At 70.7% G+C, this 18011-nt stretch carries 17 protein-coding genes; 5 read left to right on the forward strand and 12 right to left on the reverse strand.

Annotated features, from left to right (window positions below; translation table 11 throughout):
• Window positions 1–32: 32 nt before the first annotated feature.
• Window positions 33–725 (forward strand): DUF4383 domain-containing protein, encoded by a 693-nt coding sequence (locus OOK31_RS29750; RefSeq protein ID WP_267090481.1) that lies wholly within the window; start codon window positions 33–35, stop codon window positions 723–725.
• A gap of 80 nt (window positions 726–805) precedes the next feature.
• Entirely contained in the window at window positions 806–1030 is a 225-nt protein-coding gene (locus OOK31_RS29755) for a zinc ribbon domain-containing protein (protein WP_267090482.1), read from the forward strand.
• A 25-nt stretch (window positions 1031–1055) separates the two neighbouring features.
• Here OOK31_RS29755 and OOK31_RS29760 read toward each other — a convergent pair whose 3' ends face one another.
• Genes OOK31_RS29760 through OOK31_RS29775 form a run of 4 tightly spaced genes read right to left on the reverse strand, consistent with a single transcriptional unit; the run spans window position 1056 to window position 6278 of the window.
• A complete protein-coding gene (locus OOK31_RS29760; protein WP_267090483.1) occupies window positions 1056–1715 on the reverse strand; it encodes an O-methyltransferase in 660 nt (219 codons plus the stop codon).
• Window positions 1712–2533: an HAD family hydrolase gene (locus OOK31_RS29765; RefSeq protein ID WP_267090484.1), complete on the reverse strand. Its 822-nt coding sequence runs from the start codon at window positions 2531–2533 to the stop codon at window positions 1712–1714. The genes OOK31_RS29760 and OOK31_RS29765 overlap by 4 nt, the downstream gene beginning before the upstream one ends.
• Entirely contained in the window at window positions 2530–5058 is a 2529-nt protein-coding gene (locus tag OOK31_RS29770) for a phosphoribosyltransferase (RefSeq protein WP_267090853.1), read from the reverse strand. The genes OOK31_RS29765 and OOK31_RS29770 overlap by 4 nt, the downstream gene beginning before the upstream one ends.
• Before the next feature lie 44 nt (window positions 5059–5102).
• A complete protein-coding gene (locus tag OOK31_RS29775) occupies window positions 5103–6278 on the reverse strand; it encodes an HpcH/HpaI aldolase/citrate lyase family protein (protein ID WP_267090485.1) in 1176 nt (391 codons plus the stop codon).
• A 194-nt stretch (window positions 6279–6472) separates the two neighbouring features.
• Here OOK31_RS29775 and OOK31_RS29780 point away from each other — a divergent pair, with 194 nt between their 5' ends.
• A complete protein-coding gene (locus OOK31_RS29780) occupies window positions 6473–7258 on the forward strand; it encodes a TerD family protein (RefSeq protein WP_267090854.1) in 786 nt (261 codons plus the stop codon).
• A 58-nt stretch (window positions 7259–7316) separates the two neighbouring features.
• Here the strand turns inward: OOK31_RS29780 and OOK31_RS29785 are convergent, their stop codons facing one another.
• The 6 genes from OOK31_RS29785 to OOK31_RS29810 form a co-directional block, all read right to left on the reverse strand.
• Window positions 7317–8060: a Tellurium resistance gene (locus OOK31_RS29785; protein WP_267090486.1), complete on the reverse strand. Its 744-nt coding sequence runs from the start codon at window positions 8058–8060 to the stop codon at window positions 7317–7319.
• Window positions 8061–8178: 118 nt separating this feature from the next.
• Window positions 8179–9294 carry a DUF475 domain-containing protein gene (locus OOK31_RS29790; protein ID WP_267090487.1) on the reverse strand — a complete coding sequence of 372 codons (1116 nt, stop codon included), beginning with the start codon at window positions 9292–9294 and terminating at the stop codon, window positions 8179–8181.
• A gap of 25 nt (window positions 9295–9319) precedes the next feature.
• Complete coding sequence (locus OOK31_RS29795) at window positions 9320–9895, reverse strand: TerD family protein (RefSeq protein ID WP_267090488.1); 576 nt, start codon at window positions 9893–9895, stop codon at window positions 9320–9322.
• Between the two features lie 141 nt (window positions 9896–10036).
• On the reverse strand, window positions 10037–10612 hold the full coding sequence (locus OOK31_RS29800) for a TerD family protein (RefSeq protein ID WP_030160471.1): 576 nt from the start codon (window positions 10610–10612) through the stop codon (window positions 10037–10039).
• Window positions 10613–10751: 139 nt separating this feature from the next.
• Window positions 10752–11210 (reverse strand): peroxiredoxin, encoded by a 459-nt coding sequence (locus tag OOK31_RS29805; RefSeq protein WP_267090489.1) that lies wholly within the window; start codon window positions 11208–11210, stop codon window positions 10752–10754.
• A gap of 154 nt (window positions 11211–11364) precedes the next feature.
• Window positions 11365–11790 (reverse strand): DUF3052 domain-containing protein, encoded by a 426-nt coding sequence (locus OOK31_RS29810; RefSeq protein ID WP_267090490.1) that lies wholly within the window; start codon window positions 11788–11790, stop codon window positions 11365–11367.
• 435 nt (window positions 11791–12225) lie between these two features.
• On the opposite strand from OOK31_RS29810, the gene aceE reads away from it, so the two are divergent.
• Together aceE and OOK31_RS29820 are read left to right on the forward strand one after the other, a co-directional pair.
• On the forward strand, window positions 12226–14958 hold the full coding sequence (gene aceE / locus OOK31_RS29815; protein ID WP_267090491.1) for a pyruvate dehydrogenase (acetyl-transferring), homodimeric type: 2733 nt from the start codon (window positions 12226–12228) through the stop codon (window positions 14956–14958).
• A 77-nt stretch (window positions 14959–15035) separates the two neighbouring features.
• A complete protein-coding gene (locus tag OOK31_RS29820; protein ID WP_267090492.1) occupies window positions 15036–15851 on the forward strand; it encodes a potassium channel family protein in 816 nt (271 codons plus the stop codon).
• Here OOK31_RS29820 and OOK31_RS29825 read toward each other — a convergent pair.
• Together OOK31_RS29825 and OOK31_RS29830 are read right to left on the reverse strand one after the other, a co-directional pair.
• Window positions 15832–16212, reverse strand: a complete 381-nt coding sequence (locus OOK31_RS29825) for a peptidase inhibitor family I36 protein (RefSeq protein ID WP_267090493.1) — start codon at window positions 16210–16212, stop codon at window positions 15832–15834. The genes OOK31_RS29820 and OOK31_RS29825 overlap by 20 nt on opposite strands.
• A gap of 187 nt (window positions 16213–16399) precedes the next feature.
• Window positions 16400–17992 (reverse strand): DHA2 family efflux MFS transporter permease subunit, encoded by a 1593-nt coding sequence (locus OOK31_RS29830; protein ID WP_267090494.1) that lies wholly within the window; start codon window positions 17990–17992, stop codon window positions 16400–16402.
• Window positions 17993–18011 lie beyond the last annotated feature (19 nt).

The raw sequence follows: 18011 nt of genomic DNA on the forward strand, positions 1-18011 counted from the left end.
GGAAGGGCAGGCCCGGAGCAGAGGAGGGCGTCATGGCCGCCCACACGTCCCGCACGCCCGCGCCCCATGAGTCCTACGCGCCTCATGCGGCCTACGGGTGCCACCAGCCCCACGAGCATTACGCGCCCTACATGGCGCACGAGCCGTACGAGTCCCACGCGCCGCAGCGTTCCCACCTCGTGCGGCGCCTCCTGCACCCCGTCAACGCCCGGCTCGACGAGCACCTGCCCAGCGACCACAAGCTCAGCAAGATCTACCGCGTCGGCGCCGGCCTGACGGGCCTGCTGCTGGTCGTCTTCGGGGTCCTGGGGCTCGTCCACCGCATCGGATTCTTCGACACCGGCGGCGACACGGTGCTGGCCCTGAACACCAACGGCGCGCTGAGCGTCCTGTCGATCTGCATCGGCGGGCTGCTCTTCGTGGGCGCGCTGATCGGCGGGACCTTCGCCTCGACCCTGAACATCGTGCTGGGCCTGCTGTTCATCGCGAGCGGCTTCGTGAACCTCGCGCTGCTGGACACGGGGCTGAACTTCCTGGCCTTCAAGATCCCGAACGTGCTGTTCAGCTTCGTCGTCGGCGTGATGCTGATGTGGTTCGGGATGTACGGGCGGGTGGGCAGCGCCCTGCCGCACGACAATCCGTACTGGCGCGCCCGCCACCCCGAGCAGGCGGCCCGGGAGCGGCGGGCGCCCCGTGGAGGAGGACCGGTCCTGCACGGCGGGTAGGGGCGGGGCGGGGTTTGCGGTCGGCGGCGGCGGGGCTGCCGGTGCTTCCCGCGCGTCGGCGGGCTGCGTAGCCTGTGCGCATGCCTCGTTACGAATACCGCTGCCGGACCTGCGACGACACCTTCGAGCTCAGCCGGCCGATGGCCGAGTCGTCCGCGCCCGCCGACTGCCCCTCCGGGCACGCCGACACCGTCAAGCTGCTGTCCGCCGTCGCCGTGGGCGGCAGCAGCAGTGCCCCCGCGCCCGCCGCCCGGGCCATGGGCGGCGGAGGCGGTGGCTGCTGCGGCGGGGGCGGCTGCGGCTGACCCCGGAAGGGACCGAAGGGACCGGCTAGCGCTTGCGCGAGAGCGTCAGGCCGTCCGAGATGGCCAGCAGGACGGACTCCATGCGGGTGTCCGCCATGACGTGGTCGTTGAAGGCGCGGACGCTCGCGCCCCGGCTGTCCGGGGACTCGTCGAGGACCGTCCCGTGGAAGAGGGTGTTGTCCGTGACGATCAGGCCGCCCGGACGCAGCCTGGGCACCAGTTCCTCCCAGTAGAGGATCTGGTTCTCCTTGTCGGCGTCCAGGTAGGCCAGGTCGACGTGCTCCTCGGACGGCATCGCGCGCAGGGTGTCCAGCGCGCGGCCGATCCGCAGGTCGATGCGGTCGGCGACGCCGGCGGCCTCCCACGCCTCGCGGCCGTACGCCGTCCACTTCTCCGACATGTCGCACGCGACGAGGCGGCCGTCGGCCGGCAGGGCGCGGGCCATGGACAGGGTGGAGAAGCCGGTGAAGGTGCCCACCTCGACGATGTGGCGGGCGCCGGTCAGCCGGACCAGGAAGGCCAGCAGCGGCCCCTGCTCCTCGGCCGACTGCATGTCGGCCCAGTCCGGGAACTTCTCCCACGTCGTCCGCACCAGGCCCCGCTGGATCTCGTCCAGCGGGGGGTTGTGGTCGAGGACGTACCGGTAGAGCTCATCCGTGATCTTGGTGCTGTTGCCCTTGGTCATGCGCCCAGTGTCGCAACCGCCCCGCCGAAAGCGCGGACGATTTCCTCCCCCGCGAGGACGCCGGCCGTGGCCAGTGCCGTCACCGAGGGCGCCGTCCAGCCGGCGTCCGCGAGCTCCCCGTGCCCCGGCCGCCAGGCCCGGTCGGCGGCCAGCAGCAGGTCGGCGTCCAGCAGGGAGTCGCCGGCGGCGAGCGTGGCCGTGGCGCCGGTGCGCCGGGCCACTTCCCGCATCGCCGCGCTCTTTGTCAGCGGGCGCGGCACGGCGTAGATCTTGCGGCCCTGGAGCGAGACCGTCCAGCCCCGCGCCTCGGCCCACTCGGCCAGGGACTTGAGCCATTCGTCCGGGACCAGGGCGCGCTCGACGACCAGGTACGCGAACAGGTCCTCCGCCACCCGCGTCTTGCGCAGCCACGCCGGGTCCGCCGAGGCCAGCAGGTGCGCGTGCACGTCCTCCAGCGGGGCGCACTCGCGCTCCAGCCGGGCCGCCACGGCCCGCCGCCAGTCCCGGTCCGGCACCCCGTCGACGAGCAGCTGCCCGCCGTTGGCGCAGATCGCGTAGCGGGCCGGGCGGCCGGGGAAGCGGATGCGCTGGTACTGCTTGCGGGTGCGGGTGGTCGTCGGGACGAAGACCACCGACGGGTCGGCGGAGAGCTCCGCCAGCAGCCCCGCCGCGGTCTCGGTCATGTACGAGAGCGGCTTGCTCTCGTGGACCTCGACGCACAGCAGCCGGGGGGCCTCCGCGTCGGGCATGGTCAGGCCGAGCGCGGCCGACGAGTAGATGAGCGTGCGGTCGAGGTCACTGGCTACGAGGACGGTCACTTGGCTGCCACGGCCTTTCCGTCGGCGCCGGTGGCGCCGCGTGTGAAGCGGGGATGGATGAGGCCCACGCAGCTGTAGGGCAGCCCGTCGACCTCCTCGACCGGCACCCCCCGCTGCTCCGCGAGCAGGCGTACGTGGTCCAGGTCGGCGCCGGCTCCGCGCTGGGCGAGGATCTTCCACGGGACGCGGCGCAGCAGCACCCGCGTGGTCTCGCCGACGCCGGGCTTGACCAGGTTCACGTCGTGGATGCCGTACTCCTCGCTGATGCGTTCCACCGCCGCCCAGCCCACCCAGGTGGGGGCGCGGTCGGCGGCGAGGAGCTCCTTGACCTCCTCGTCGACGGCGTCGGCCACCTCCTCGAAGCGGGCGGCCACCGCGTCGACGAACGCGGTGGAGACGTCGGCGCCGGCCAGCTCGCGGTAGAACTTCGCGCCGTGGAAGTCGGCGGGACCGACCAGGTCGGACCGCAGCACCGTGCGCGAGACGAGCCCGGAGACGGTGGAGTTCAGGCAGGCGGAGGGGATGAGGAAGTCCTCGCGGGTGCCGTACGTGCGCACGCAGGAGCCGGGGTCGGCGAGGACCACGATCTCCGGGTCGAAGCCCTGGAAGGCCTCCAGGGCCTCGCGCAGCTCGCGCGTGATGGCTCCCTTGCCGGTCCAGCCGTCGACGAAGACCACGTCGGCCGGGTCGTGGTGGGCGGCCAGCCAGCGCAGGGCGTTGGCGTCGATGCCCCGGCCGCGCACGATGGAGACGGCGTAGTGCGGCAGGTCCAGGCCGTGCCGCAGCTGGGCCCAGCGGCGCATCAGCACGCCGACGGGGGTTCCGGCGCGGGCCAGGGAGACCAGGACGGGGGCGGGCGAGCGCTCGGCGAGCACGGTCTCGGTGACGGTCCCGACCGCCCGGGCCATGCGGGCGGCGGAGACGTCCAGCGCGCTCCGGTAGAGGGCCTGGTAGGCCTCGGAGGGCTGGTACTCGACCGGCAGGGACTCGGCGTAGTGGGCGCCGCCCGCCTGGATGGCCTCCTCGCGCTCCTCGGTCGGGGCCTCCAGCTCCACCCCGGAGAGGTCCTGGAGGAGCCAGCCGACGTCCTCGGAGGCGTACGAGGAGAAGGCCGGGCCGCGCAGGGGCTCGGCCAGGGCGACGGGCTCGGACATGATCGGCTCCTGCCGGTCGGGGCGGTACGGGTCGGACACGTACGGGTCACGGGCGCGCGCGTCGGGGACGTACGACGGTACGACGGCCAGCAGGACCCGGCCGGTGTGCGGGGCGAGCGCGGCCAGCAGGCCCGTACGCAGCTCGGGGGTGTCGCCGGCCGAGTCGACGACGGCGACGACGGTGTCGAAGCCGGCGCCCCGGACGTTGTAGGCGTACCGGTCGCCGGGCCCGTCGGCCGGGGTGTCGTGGGCGGGGAAGACCAGCCGGGTGCGGATGGCGTAGCCGGGGTCGTCGACGGCCAGCACCGGGGAGCGGGTCGTGGTCGAGTAGCGCACCTCGGCGGCCGCCCGGGACTCCTCCAGGGCCAGGGCGAGGCGCAGCGGCGCGTACATCAGCTCCTCGTTGCCGAGTACGAGGACCCGTCCGGGCTCTGCTCCGAGCGCGTCGGCGAGCTGCCGGGCCAGCCGCGGGAGCGCCGCCTCCAGGGCGGCCCGGTGGGCGGGGGTGAAGCCGTGCCGGCCGCCGTCGGGGACCCCGGCCGGCCAGTCGAGGGCGACGCGGTCGAAGGCGGGGGCCGACTCGGCCGCCACCTCGGCGATGCCTGCCTGCGCCTCGTACTCCTCGACCAGCGCCTGCCCCTTGGCCAGTACCCCTTCGGGGAGGGAGACGGTGCCGGAGGCGAGCGCGATCAGGTCGACGCGGGCGCCCAGCGCCTCGGCGAAGGAGGTCAGCCGGTCGCGGTCGGCCGGGGAGCGCATGTCGACGAGGGCGACGACCACGTAGTGGCCGCGCGGGTTGCGGGAGTGCAGGTCGCGGATGGTGTTGAGGACGGTGTTCCCGGTGGAGAACTCGTCGTCGACGAGGACGAGCGGGCCGCTGCCCGCCAGCAGGCGCGGGTCCTCGGGCAGCAGGAGGTGCGAGGTGGCGTGCGAGTGGGCCTCCTCGAAGCCGCCCGCGGGCTCGACGCCCGGCACCGGGCGGCGGGTGGAGTGCAGGTAGGGGGCCGGGCCCAGGCCGTCGGCGACGCAGTGGCCGAGGCCGGTCGCGGTCTCGGCGTAGCCGAGGACCACCGCCGCGGCGGCCCCTTCGGCGCCGAGCAGTTCGCGGACCCGCTGCCCGAGGCCGTACCCGGCGGCGTGGACCACTGCCGGGGACTGCGGGACGTGCTTGCCCAGGACCTGCGAGACCAGCAGGTGGGCCCGTTTGGGGTTGCGCCGCAGGGCGAGCCCCAGCAGGCTCTCCAGCGGCGGGGCGGCCCCGGAGCCGCCGCCGTCCGCCGGGCCGGCGTCCTCCAGGCCCACGCCCAGCCGCCGCGCGACCCAGTCTCCCGACCACACCTCGTCGATCGTCTCGCCCTTCTCCACAGACATCTCTACCGGTATCTCCACGGGAATCTCCGTCGTCACGGCGGCCCTCACACCTGGAGCCCGGCCGTGAGGAGGTCGACGAAGCCGACCTCCTCCTTCGCCACACCGAAGACCTCGGCGCGCAGCATGGTGCGCTCGGCCCAGGCCCGGTGGGGCTTCACCTCGTTCATCTTGTTCGTGTAGGCGGAGCGCATCACTCCGCCGCCGCCGCGCTCGGGGCGCAGGATGTCCTGGGCGTCGCTGAACTCCTCGTGGGAGACCACCGACAGCGCGTGGACGGGCGTGACGTGCGCCGGGTGGATGCAGGTCTTGCCCAGCAGGCCGTTGGCCCGGTCGAGTTCGATCTCGCGCAGCAGCCCGTCGAGGTCGTGCTCGATCAGCGCGGTGCGCAGCTCCTCCACGCCCTCCTCCAGGAAGGGGCTGCGGCGCAGCTGTGGCTTGAAGAGGCGCTGCTGGCTGCGGAAGTACTCCCAGACGGGCCCGGTGACGGTGAAGCCGGTGCCGTCGGCGCGGCTGAGGACGTTGACCACGTCGGCGATCACCCCGGCCACGATCTGGACGTCGTAGGCGGTCATGTCGGGGGTGCGCCGCAGCCCGTAGACGGAGCAGAAGTCGGTGACGCCGAGCCGCAGGGCGAGGACCCGCTCGCGGTAGCGGTTCACGGTGCGGGAGATCCCGGCGAGGGCCTCGACGCGGGTTTCGAGGTGGAGGAGGTCGGGGGTCTCCAGGACGGGCATGGCATACAGCCGGGGCAGGCCGGAGGCGGCCTCCGCCTCGGCGACGGCGTCGAGGAAGGCCGTTCCGCGACTCTCCGTGAACTTGGGGAGTACGAATCCGGCCAGGTGCCGTACGGGGCCGCCGAGCCGGCGCACCAGATCGGGGATCTGCTCGGGGGTGCGGACGCGGATGAACAGGAGCGGGAGCTCGGCGCCGCCCGCGCTCCCCTCGTCGAGGGCCGCGAACTGCCGGACGAGGTTCTCCTCGCCGTCCACGACGTCGGCGTCGCTGATGGAATCCTCCAGGCAGAGGACCATGGAGACGACGCCGCGGCCGGCCTGCTTGCGGATGTCGGCGGCGAGGCTGGGCCGGGTGGCGGGGCTGTAGAGGGTGGCCCCGAGCGCGGCGGCGAGCGTACGGGCGGGAGAGGCGAGGGTGAATTCCGCCGGTTCCTGGTGGAAGAGGTCCTTGCGGACAGTGGGCGATATGTGCCCGAAGTGACGCATGTGCTTCCCCCGTACTGCCTCGGCGGCCCAACTGGCGTGGCCGGTAATAGTACGTACGAACACGAGTCAAGAGTTCCTCAAGCACATGAAGTTCAGGTAACCCTCTTGCACCATGCCCAGCCGCGGCCCTCAGGACAAGGCCCTACGGGGGGCCGCATTGTCCCGGTCGTGTCCGGGAGGGCAGGATGACCGGCATGACGCACGCGATGCAGAAGGGCTCGAACATCCCGGTGGCCCCCGTGGCGGTCCGGGCTGTGCTGCGCTGGACCACCGGGCCCGACGTGCCGGACGTGGACGCCTCCGCGCTGCTCGTGGGCGCGGACGGGCGTGTGCGCTCGGACGAGGACTTCGTCTTCTACAACCAGCCCCGTCACCCCTCGGGGGCCGTCTGGCGGCTGGGCAAGAAGCAGCTGGGCGACGGGGTCACCGACGCGGTCCAGGCGGACCTGCGCAACGTGCCCCCGGAGGTCGACCGGATCCTGGTGGTGGCCTCCGCCGAGGACGTCCCCTTCGAGCGGGTCCGGGACCTGCGGATCCTGCTCTACGACGCCACCCCGGGCGGCGGCCCCGAGCCGCTGGCCTACTTCGACGTGCGGCCCGAGACGGGCGCCGAGACGGCCCTGATCTGCGGGGAGCTGTACCGCCGCGGCGAGGGGTGGAAGTTCCGCGCCCTGGGCGAGGGCTACTCCGACGGGCTGGTGGGCCTGGCGACGGACCACGGGATCTCCGTCGACGAGAACGCCGCCGCCGCGGAGGGCGACGGGCCCGCCGCCCCCGGGTCCGGCGACGACCGGACGGCCGCCATGCGCCCGCCGGTGCCGCCCACCCCGGTGGCGCCCGCCCCGCCCACCCAGGCCCCGCCGGCCGTCCAGCCCGCCTACGGGTACCCGCAGCCGGTGTCCCCGGCGCCGGTGCCCGCCCCGGGCGGCGACCCGTCCTTCCGGCTGCCGGTACAGGGCCCGCAGTTCATCCGCCGCTGACGGCCGCACCACGGAGAGTCGCCCCGAGGCCTGACCGGAGTCCCGTACGGGGCCCCGGTCAGGCCTTGGTGCTCTTGTAGCCCCGCCCCCACTGGAGCCCCCAGCCGTACAGCCGGTCCAGCTCGGCCTGGAAGCCGTACACGAACTTCACCTCGCGGCGGACGATCAGCTCGCCCTTGACGTTCTCCAGGGAGACCACCGCGCAGGAGCGGGCCTGCGGGTGCCGCTCGTCCAGCGGGATCTCGATCCTCGGCCCGGTGACCGGGTAGAGGGTGACCAGGGCGTGCGTCCGGTCGAAGGCCGGGGTCTGGTCGTAGATGTATACGAAGACGAGCAGCCGCTTGATCTCGTCGGCGTGGTCGAGGTTGATGTACAGCGTCTCGCCGGAGGCCGAGCCGAAGCGGTCGTCGCCGCTGAGCTTGACGTACGGCGGGTCGTTGAGGTCGCCCAGCAGGTTGCCCAGCGGCTGCACGGCGCCCCGGGTGCCGTCGGTCAGCTCGTAGAGGCAGCCCATGTCCAGGTCGACGTTGACCATGCCCTGGGTGTGCGCCTGAACCATGTCGGGCTTGAACAGTTTGAACGGGTGCCGCAGCAGCTGCCCGCTCTGGCCCGCCGAGCGGCCGCCGATGTCGGAGGTGCGCATCCTCCAGGAGAGGTTCACGCGCAGATTGCCGTGCACCGCCTGCTGGCGGGTGAGCGACACCGTCGACTGCCGCTTGGTCAGCTCGATCGCGTTCGACGAGGCCTGGCCCGAGTCGAACCCCATGGCGCGTGCGCCCCTGATCCCGTCGAAGAACCCCATGTCCCCACTACCCCCTGGTCCCCTTGTCCCCTCACACGTACGAAATGCGGGGCGGCCCGCCGGGTCCGTGGACCCCCAGGCCGCCCCGCATCTGGAGCGTTCCGCATTACCGGCGAGGTCATGCCTCGGCGGCGGCACCCTCCACTTCCATGCGCTTGTTGCGGCGCACCGAGGACCAGAAGGACCAGGCGATCAGCACGACGCCGACGAGGCCGGTGATGACCTCGTTGATCTCGTACTGGATGGTGACGAGCAGGAGGACGGCGAGCGCGCCGATGGCGTAGTGCGCGCCGTGCTCCAGGTAGACGTAGTCGTCGAGGGTGCCCTGGCGGACCAGGTAGACCGTCAGCGACCGGACGTACATGGCACCGATGCCGAGGCCGAGGGCCATGAGCACGATGTCGCTGGTGATGGCGAAGGCGCCGATGACCCCGTCGAAGGAGAAGGAGGCGTCGAGGACTTCGAGGTAGAGGAACATGAAGAACGCGGCCTTGCCGGCCATGGCGACGACCGAGACGGGCTTGCCGCTCTTCTTCGCCTCCTCCTCGGCCTCGTGCTCGTTCTCCTCCTCTTCCTCCAGCTTGTTCTCGAAGTAGCCGGAGAGGCCGCCGACGATCATGTAGGTGATCAGGCCGAGGATGCCGGAGACCAGGACGGTCTGGGCCTTGTCCACGTGGACGCCGCCGTGCTGGTGGGCGTTGGTGGCGAAGGTCATCGAGGTGACGACCAGGACGATCAGCGCGATGCACGCGGAGAGCATGTCGATCTTGCCGAGCTTGGCGAGCGGGCGCTCCAGCCACGCGAGCCACTTGATGTCACGGTCCTCGAAGATGAAGTCGAGGAAGATCATCAGCAGGAACATGCCACCGAAGGCGGCGATGGACGGGTGGGCGTCCGTGACGAGCTGCTTGTACAGGTCCTGGTCGGACACCGCGAGATCGACGGCCTCGATCGGCCCGATCTTGGCGCTGATCGCGACGATCACGATCGGGAAGACCAGGCGCATGCCGAACACGGCGATGAGGACACCGACAGTGAGGAAGATCTTTTGCCAGAAGGCATTCATCTTCTTCAGGATTCCGGCGTTGACCACCGCATTGTCGAAGGACAGCGAGATCTCCAGGATGGACAGGATCGCCACGATCCCAAAAGCGGGCCATCCCCCGTAGAACACCGCTGCGACCAGACCGAGCGCAGTGACTGCGAACGACCAGCCGAAGGTTTTGAGAACCACTGGCACCCCATCGTCTTGTACGGCTTTACGAAACGTTGACCCCGAAGTCTAGAGCGATGCCCCGCAGGCCCGACGCGTACCCCTGCCCTACGGCTCGGAACTTCCATTCACCGCCGTAGCGGTAGACCTCGCCGAAGATCATCGCGGTCTCGCTGGAGGCGTCCTCGGTCAGGTCGTAGCGGGCCAGTTCCTGGTCGTCCGCCATGTTGACCACGCGGATGAAGGCATTGCTGACCTGGCCGAAGCTCTGTCGGCGGCTGTCCGCGTCGTGGATGGAGACCGGGAAGACGATCTTGTCCACCTGGGCCGGCACCTTCGTCAGGTCGATGATGATCGACTCGTCGTCGCCCTCACCCTCGCCGGTGAGGTTGTCCCCCGTGTGTTCGACGGAGCCCTCGGGGCTCTTCAGGTTGTTGTAGAAGACGAAGTACTCGTCCCCGAGCACCCGGCCGCTGTTGCACAGCAGCGCGCTGGCGTCGAGGTCGAAGTCGGCCCCCGTGGTCGAGCGTGCGTCCCATCCGAGACCGATCAGAACCCGGGTGAGGTTCGGTGCGGCCTTGGACAGGGAGACGTTGCCCCCCTTGGCGAGTGTGACGCCCATGTTGTGGTCCTCCCCGGACGACGTGGTGCGTGGCGATGGTGACGAAGCCACCGGGATCCATGGTGGCAAAGCCGGTCCGGCGCCGTACACACAGTGCACGGCGCCGGACGGACGAACTGCTCAGCTGCTCCCGCTCTGACCTCAGACGTTGACGCCGAAGTCCTGCGCGATGCCGCGCAGGCCCGAGGCGTAGCCCTGGCCGATGGCACGGAACTTCCACTCCGCGCCGTTGCGGTACAGCTCGCCGAAGACCATGGCGGTCTCGGTCGAGGCGTCCTCGGAGAGGTCGTAGCGGGCCAGCTCGCTGTTGTCGGCCTGGTTCACGACGCGGATGTAGGCGTTGCGGACCTGGCCGAAGCTCTGCTGACGGCTCTCGGCCTCGTAGATCGAGACGGGGAAGACGATCTTCGCGACGTCGGCGGGGACGCCGGCCAGGTTGACCTTGATGGCCTCGTCGTCGCCCTCGCCCTCACCGGTGGTGTTGTCACCGGTGTGCTCCACCGAGCCGTCCGGGCTCTTCAGGTTGTTGAAGAACACGAAGTTCGAGTCGTTGGCGACCTTGCCCTGGTCGTTGGTCAGGATCGCGCTGGCGTCGAGGTCGAAGTCGACACCGGTGGTGGTGCGAGCGTCCCAGCCGAGACCGACGATGACCGCCGTCAGGTTAGGCGCGGCCTTGGTCAGCGAGACGTTGCCGCCCTTGCTGAGGCTGACTCCCACGGGTCCTCCATTGGTATTGGTGTGGGGCGGAGCCCCGTCGTGCGGTTACTACCGGATCAACGGTTCGATCCTAGTGACGGGTTCCCGCCCGCAGGCGCTTTTCGGACGGATACGGCCCGCGGAACCCGCTCCGGGGACATCAGAGGCTGTCGAGGGCCTTGATGTACTCGTTCAGGTCACGCGCGTCGGGCAGTCCGTTGACGACAGTCCAGCGCACGATGCCGTCCTTGTCGATGACGAAGGTGCCACGGACCGCGCAGCCCTTGTCCTCGTCGAAGACGCCGTAGGCGCGGGAGGCCTCGCCGTGCGGCCAGAAGTCGGACAGCAGCGGGTAGTCCAGGCCCTCCTGCTCGGCGAAGACCCGCAGGGTCGGCACCGAGTCGTTGGAGACGGCGAGGAGCTGCACGTCGTCGTTCTGGAAGCGCGGCAGCTGGTCGCGCAGCTCGCACAGCTCGCCGGTGCACACGCCGGTGAAGGCGAACGGGTAGAAGAGCAGCACCACGGCCTTCTCCCCCCGGAAGTCGGAGAGCCGCACGGTGGCGCCGTGGTTGTCCTTGAGCTCGAAGTCCGGGGCCTTGTTTCCGACCTCGATCGCCATGTGTCGCATCCCTTCGATCCTGCGTGCCCCGTCCGGGGCCGTTCGGGTGAGTCCCAGCCTAGGTGTCCCGCCGGCCGCGGAACGAGCACACCCCGCCGACCTCGGAAGGATCCGGGTCGGCGGGGTGTGCGTCCGCTCGGCTGCGGGTTGCAGCTCAGCGCTTGGCCTTGGCGGCCTTCGGCGTCACCAGCTTGGTGGAGGTCCACTTCTGGCCGACGGGCAGGCCCTTGGCAAGAGAGAGACCGGCCGTCTCGGCGGCCTCGCTGATGTCGCTGGCCTCGACGTAGCCGTCACGGCCCGTCTTGGGGGTCAGCAGCAGGATCAGTGCGCCGTCCTCGACCAGCTCGGTCGCATCGACCAGGGCGTCCGTCAGATCGCCGTCCTCGTCGCGGAACCACAACAGCACCGCGTCGGCGACGTCGTCGTAGTCCTCGTCTGCGAGCTCGCTGACGAGCTTTTCGACGGCGTCACGGAATTCCTGATCGACGTCCTCGTCGTAGCCGATCTCCTGGACCACCTGTTCGGACTGGAAACCCAGCCGGGCGGCCAGGCTCTCCGCGTGGTCCGCGGTCGCGCTCACGGGGTGCCTCCTGCTCATGTTCGGTGAATGTCTTTCGGCGGCGCGCGTACGCGCAGCATTGGGCGTAGTCCACACGGGCGCGGCGGATCGCGCAAGTACCCGGCCGCCGAGACCGTCGAAACGGTGACGATTACGGCCGTCTCGCCGCAACTTTCAGGCTTCCCCGGTGTACCACTGGTGATTCATCCCACACCATTCCAGCTCATTCGGCATCGCATGAGGACTTTCCTACCTGTTTGAGGGACGAACGGCCTTACGAACCCACTGATCGACTTGGGCGTAGGGTGGCGATTCGACCAGGCCGCACCCGGCCCGGTGGCCGCTCCTTCCCCGCTCCAGGTGTTACCCAGTGGTAGAGGTGAAGATTTCGGCCGGGCGTAAGACCATGGGAGGCGGCGACCCAAGGCACGACTCCCCTGACAGCGAAGGAACAGCGTGGCTTCCGCATCCGATCGCAATCCGATCATCATTGGCGGCCTGCCGAGCCAGGTCCCGGACTTCGATCCGGAGGAGACGCAGGAGTGGCTCGACTCCCTGGACGCCGCCGTCGACGAGCGGGGCCGTGAACGTGCCCGCTACCTGATGCTGCGACTGATCGAGCGGGCCCGCGAGAAGCGCGTGGCCGTGCCCGAGATGCGCAGCACGGACTACGTCAACACCATCGCCACCAAGGACGAGCCCTTCTTCCCCGGCAACGAGGAGATCGAGCGCAAGGTCCTCAACGCCACCCGCTGGAACGCGGCCGTCATGGTCTCGCGCGCCCAGCGCCCCGGGATCGGCGTCGGCGGTCACATCGCGACCTTCGCCTCCTCCGCCTCCCTCTACGACGTGGGCTTCAACCACTTCTTCCGGGGCAAGGACGAGGGCGACGGCGGCGACCAGATCTTCTTCCAGGGCCATGCCTCCCCGGGCATCTACGCCCGCGCCTACCTCCTGGACCGGCTCTCCGAGCAGCAGCTCGACGCGTTCCGGCAGGAGAAGTCGAAGGCCCCGTACGGCCTGTCGAGCTACCCGCACCCGCGTCTGATGCCGGACTTCTGGGAGTTCCCGACCGTCTCGATGGGCCTCGGCCCGCTCGGTGCGATCTACCAGGCCCGGATGAACCGGTACATGCAGGCGCGCGGGATCGCGGACACCTCGAAGTCCCACGTGTGGGCGTACCTCGGCGACGGCGAGATGGACGAGCCGGAGTCGCTCGGCCAGCTGTCCATCGCCGCTCGCGAGGGCCTGGACAACCTGACCTTCGTCGTCAACTGCAACCTCCAGCGCCTCGACGGCCCGGTGCGCGGCAACGGCAAGATCATCCAGGAGCTGGAGTCGCAGTTCCGCGGCGCCGGCTGGAACGTCATCAAGCTGATCTGGGACCGCTCCTGGGACCCGCTGCTGGCGCAGGACCGCGACGGCATCCTGGTCAACAAGATGAACTCCACCCCGGACGGGCAGTTCCAGACGTACGCCACCGAGTCCGGCGCGTACGTCCGCGACCACTTCTTCGGCGGTGACCAGCGGCTGCGCGCGATGGTCGAGAACATGACCGACCAGCAGATCCAGCACCTGGGCCGCGGCGGTCACGACCACAAGAAGGTCTACGCGGCCTACGCGGCGGCCAAGGCCCACAAGGGCCAGCCGACGGTGATCCTCGCGCAGACGGTCAAGGGCTGGACCCTGGGCCCGAACTTCGAGGGCCGCAACGCCACGCACCAGATGAAGAAGCTGACGGTCGACGACCTCAAGCGCTTCCGCGACCGCCTGCACATCCCGGTGACGGACAAGCAGCTGGAGGACGGCGCCCCGCCGTACTACCACCCCGGCCGCAACTCCCCCGAGATCCAGTACATGCACGACCGCCGCAGCGCCCTGGGCGGTTACGTCCCGACGCGCGTGGTGCGCGCGAAGCCGCTCCAGCTGCCGGACGAGAAGACGTACGCGAGCGCCCGCAAGGGTTCGGGGCAGCAGTCGATCGCCACCACCATGGCCTTCGTCCGCATCCTGAAGGACCTCATGCGGGACAAGGAGATCGGCAGGCGCTTCGTGCTGATCGCGCCCGACGAGTACCGCACCTTCGGCATGGACGCCTTCTTCCCGAGCGCCAAGATCTACAACCCGCTGGGCCAGCAGTACGAGGCGGTCGACCGCGACCTGCTGCTCGCGTACAAGGAGTCCCCGACCGGCCAGATGCTGCACGACGGCATCTCGGAGGCCGGCTGCACGGCCTCGCTGATCGCCGCCGGTTCGGCGTACGCGACGCACGGCGAGCCGCTGATCCCGGTCTACGTCTTCTACTCGATGTTCGGTTTCCAGCGCACCGGTGACCAGTTCTGGCAGATGGCCGACCAGCTCGCGCGCGGTTTCGTCCTCGGCGCGACCGCCGGCCGGACCACCCTCACGGGTGAGGGCCTCCAGCACGCCGACGGTCACTCCCAGCTGCTGGCGTCCACGAACCCGGGCTGCGTGGCGTACGACCCGGCGTACGGGTACGAGATCGCGCACATCGTCCGGGACGGCCTGCGCCGCATGTACGGTCCCGACGCGGAGGACGTCTTCTACTACCTGACCGTCTACAACGAGCCGATCCAGCACCCGGCCGAGCCGGCCGACGTGGACATCGACGGCATCCTCAAGGGCATCCACCGGGTGTCGCAGGGCACCTCGGGCGCCATCGGGGCGCAGCTGATGGCCTCGGGCGTGGCGGTGCCGTGGGCGCTGGAGGCGCAGCGGATCCTGGCGGCCGAGTGGAACGTGCGGGCGGACGTCTGGTCGGCGACCTCCTGGAACGAGCTGCGCCGCGACGCGGTGGAGGTCGAGGAGTACAACCTGCTCCACCCGGAGGAGGAGCAGCGGGTCCCGTACGTGACGCGGAAGCTGTCCGGCGCCGAGGGGCCGTTCGTGGCGGTGTCGGACTGGATGCGCGCGGTGCCGGACCAGATCTCGCGCTGGGTGCCGGGCACCTACACCTCGCTGGGCGCGGACGGTTTCGGTTTCGCGGACACGCGGGGCGCGGCCCGGCGCTTCTTCCACATCGACGCCCAGTCGGTGGTCCTGGCGACGCTCACCGAGCTGGTCCGTGACGGGAAGATCGACCGTTCGGTGCTGAAGCAGGCCGTGGACCGGTACCAGCTGCTGGACGTAACGGCGGCGGACCCGGGGGCGGCGGGCGGCGACGCCTAGGCCCGTGAGTCACTCGTGAGAGGGGGTGCCGGGACAGCTGTCCCGGCACCCCTTACGCGTTCTTTACGATGCGTGGCATGAAACAACCCTCCCGTCAGGCGCGGTGGGAGCGCCGTACGCAGATCCCGCTGCTGGTGCTCGCCGTGGCCTTCGCCGTCGCCTACGCGGTGCCGATCGTCGCCCCGGACGCGGGCGCGGAGCTGCACCGGGCCTGTACCCACGCGGAGTGGGTGGTGTGGGGGGCCTTCGCCGCCGACTACCTCGTCCGGCTCGGCCTCGCGGCGGACCGCAAGGTGTTCGTGCGCTCGCACTGGCTGGATCTGGCGGCGGTGGTGCTGCCGCTCGTACAGCCGCTGCGGCTGCTGCGGCTGGTGGCGACCCTGATGCTGGTGGGGCGGCGGGCGCGGATGGCCCCGCAGGTCCGGCTGACGACCTACGTGGCCGGGGCCGTGGTGGGTCTGCTGATGTTCGGCTCGCTCGCGGTGCTGAGCGTGGAGCGGGACGCCCCGGAGGGGAACATCCGGAACCTGGGCGACGCGGTGTGGTGGTCCTTCACCACCATGACGACGGTCGGGTACGGGGACCACTCCCCCACCACCGGGCTGGGCCGGCTCGTGGCGGTCGGGCTGATGCTGTCCGGGATCGCCCTGCTGGGTGTGGTGACGGCGAACATCGCCGCCTGGTTCATCGCCCGCTTCGAGCGCGACGACCAGGTGGAGCGGCTCCAGCTGGCCGCCCTGAAGGAGCTCCAGGGGGAGGTACGGGCGCTGCGCGCGGAGGTCGCCCGGCTGGGCGGCGGCCCGGGCCCGATGCCGGTCCAGCCCCCCGCCCCGGCCCCCGCCTCCACCCCGGTCCCCGCCGGTCAGGCCGGGGTTACGTCTCCCACACCTTGAACGCCCTGACCTGGTAGGGGGACTGGGGCAGCAGGATCCCGTCGCCCGGGTAGGTCTGGAACTCGCCGGTCTCCGCGCACACGTCCGACTGGTACGTGGTCACCGGGCGCCCGGTCCGGTTGACCAGCGACTGGTAGTTCCCGGCGGGCAGCGCGGTGCAGCTGTTGATGGAGAGGGTGCTGAGGTCGTAGGTCTGCTTGGTGCCCTTGAAGTCCGGTTTGGCCCACAGGCACAGCTCCCCCGTGGCGCAGGACGCCGTGCCGGCGGCGTGGGCTCCGGTGGCGGTGCCCGGGATCAGGGTGGCGGCGGCCAGCAGGGCGGCGGCGAGGGTGGTGACGCGAGCGGTGGTCCACGTACGCATGACGAAGTCAGCTCCTCATTGACGACACGGGCCCCGGACGGTTTCCGAGGCTCCGTGGCACCACGCTGACCTGCGAGGACGGCCGGGCGGAAGGGGCTGCGGCCGGGTCCACCCTGATAGGCGACAGCCCCGCCGGAACCCTCCGGCGGGGCTGTCGGGGCCTCGGGTTGACCCGGCGGCCGGCGGCTCAGATGTGGGCCGCGCCCGCGCCCGCCTCGGCGTTCGCACCGCGCTTGGTGAAGCAGGCCACGACGGCGGCGAGGACCGCGACCACACCGGCGACGGTGAAGGCGGTGCCCATGCCGGACACGAAGGTGTCGTGGGCGACCGAGGCGATGGCCCGGGCGACCGGCTCGGGCGCGCCCTCCGGGACCGGGGCGAAGCCCACCTGGGCCGCCTTCTGCGCGAGGTCGAGCTGCTCGGGGCTGAGCGGGGGCAGCTGCGCCGCGTCCCAGTTGTCCCCGAACGTGTCACTGACCCGGGCGGCCATGACCGCTCCGAGGACCGCGGTGCCGAGGCTGCCGCCGACCTGCATGGCGGCCTGCTGGAGTCCGCCGGCCACGCCGGAGAGCTCCAGCGGGGCGTTGCCGACGATGACCTCGGTGGCGCCGACCATGACGGGGGCCAGGCCCAGACCCATCAGGGCGAACCAGAGCGACATGGTGAGGGTGCCGGTGCCCGGGGTGAGCTGGGACATCCCGAAGCAGGCGGCGGCGGTGGCGACCATTCCGGCGACCAGCGGGAGGCGCGGGCCGGCCTTGGAGATGGCCACCCCGGCCAGCGGTGAGCCGATGATCATCATTCCGGTGAGCGGCAACAGGTGCATGCCGCTGTCGACCGGGCTCATGCCGTGCACGTTCTGCAGGTAGAAGGTGACGAAGAACAGCCCGCCCATGAAGGCGAAGGCCATCAGGACCATGAGCACGGTGCCCGCGGACAGCGGCAGCGAACGGAACATGCCGAGCGGGATCAGCGGCTCGGAGACCTTGGCCTCCCAGACCGCGAAGAGCACGAAGCAGACCACCGAGAGCGCGAGGAAGAGCAGCGTCCTCGTGTCGCCCCAGCCCCACTCGGACGCCTTGATGAGCGCCCAGATCAGGGAGAACATCGCCACCGACAGCAGCGCGATGCCGAGCACGTCGAAGGAGCGCGGGGCGTTCTCGGCGCGGTGGTCGCGCAGGATGAACAGGCCGAAGAGGAGTGCGGCGCCGCCGACGGGCACGTTGACGAAGAAGACCGACTGCCAGCTCACGTGCTCGACGAGCAGGCCGCCGACGATCGGTCCGGCCGCGGTCGAGGCGCCGATGACCATGCCCCAGATGCCGATCGCCATGTTGAGCTTCTCGGCGGGGAAGGTGGCGCGCAGCAGGCCGAGGGCGGCGGGCATCAGCAGGGCGCCGAAGACGCCCTGGGCCACGCGGAAGCCGATGACGGAGCCGACCCCGGTGGACAGGCCGATCGCGGCGGAGGAGAGGGCGAAGCCGGCGATGCCTATGAGGAAGGTCTGGCGGTGCCCGAAGCGGTCGCCGAGCTTGCCGGCGGTGATCAGGGAGACCGCGAGGGCCAGCAGGTAGCCGTTGGTGATCCACTGCACCTCGGCGAGCGAGGCGCCGAGGTCCTTCTGGATCGCAGGGTTGGCGACGGCGACGATCGTGCCGTCGAGGGTGACGACCATGACGCCGATCGCCACGGCGACGAGGGTGAGCCACGGGTGGCCGCGCAGACCCGAGCGCCCCGGCTCCGGCCCCGCTTGCTTGGCGAGGGTGATCTGACGAGTCATGCGAACAGGCTAGTGACAG

Origin of the sequence: Streptomyces sp. NBC_00249, assembly GCF_026342355.1 — a bacterium.
GTDB lineage: Bacteria > Actinomycetota > Actinomycetes > Streptomycetales > Streptomycetaceae > Streptomyces.

Coding starts and splice junctions, on each gene's coding strand:
- OOK31_RS29750 (WP_267090481.1), top strand. CDS start 33: ATGGCCGCCCACACGTCCCGCACGCCCGCGCCCCATGAGTCCTACGCG.
- OOK31_RS29755 (WP_267090482.1), top strand. CDS start 806: ATGCCTCGTTACGAATACCGCTGCCGGACCTGCGACGACACCTTCGAG.
- OOK31_RS29760 (WP_267090483.1), bottom strand. CDS start 1,715: ATGACCAAGGGCAACAGCACCAAGATCACGGATGAGCTCTACCGGTAC.
- OOK31_RS29770 (WP_267090853.1), bottom strand. CDS start 5,058: ATGTCTGTGGAGAAGGGCGAGACGATCGACGAGGTGTGGTCGGGAGAC.
- OOK31_RS29775 (WP_267090485.1), bottom strand. CDS start 6,278: ATGCGTCACTTCGGGCACATATCGCCCACTGTCCGCAAGGACCTCTTC.
- OOK31_RS29780 (WP_267090854.1), top strand. CDS start 6,473: ATGACGCACGCGATGCAGAAGGGCTCGAACATCCCGGTGGCCCCCGTG.
- OOK31_RS29785 (WP_267090486.1), bottom strand. CDS start 8,060: ATGGGGTTCTTCGACGGGATCAGGGGCGCACGCGCCATGGGGTTCGAC.
- OOK31_RS29795 (WP_267090488.1), bottom strand. CDS start 9,895: ATGGGCGTCACACTCGCCAAGGGGGGCAACGTCTCCCTGTCCAAGGCC.
- OOK31_RS29805 (WP_267090489.1), bottom strand. CDS start 11,210: ATGGCGATCGAGGTCGGAAACAAGGCCCCGGACTTCGAGCTCAAGGAC.
- OOK31_RS29820 (WP_267090492.1), top strand. CDS start 15,036: ATGAAACAACCCTCCCGTCAGGCGCGGTGGGAGCGCCGTACGCAGATC.
- OOK31_RS29825 (WP_267090493.1), bottom strand. CDS start 16,212: ATGCGTACGTGGACCACCGCTCGCGTCACCACCCTCGCCGCCGCCCTG.
- OOK31_RS29830 (WP_267090494.1), bottom strand. CDS start 17,992: ATGACTCGTCAGATCACCCTCGCCAAGCAAGCGGGGCCGGAGCCGGGG.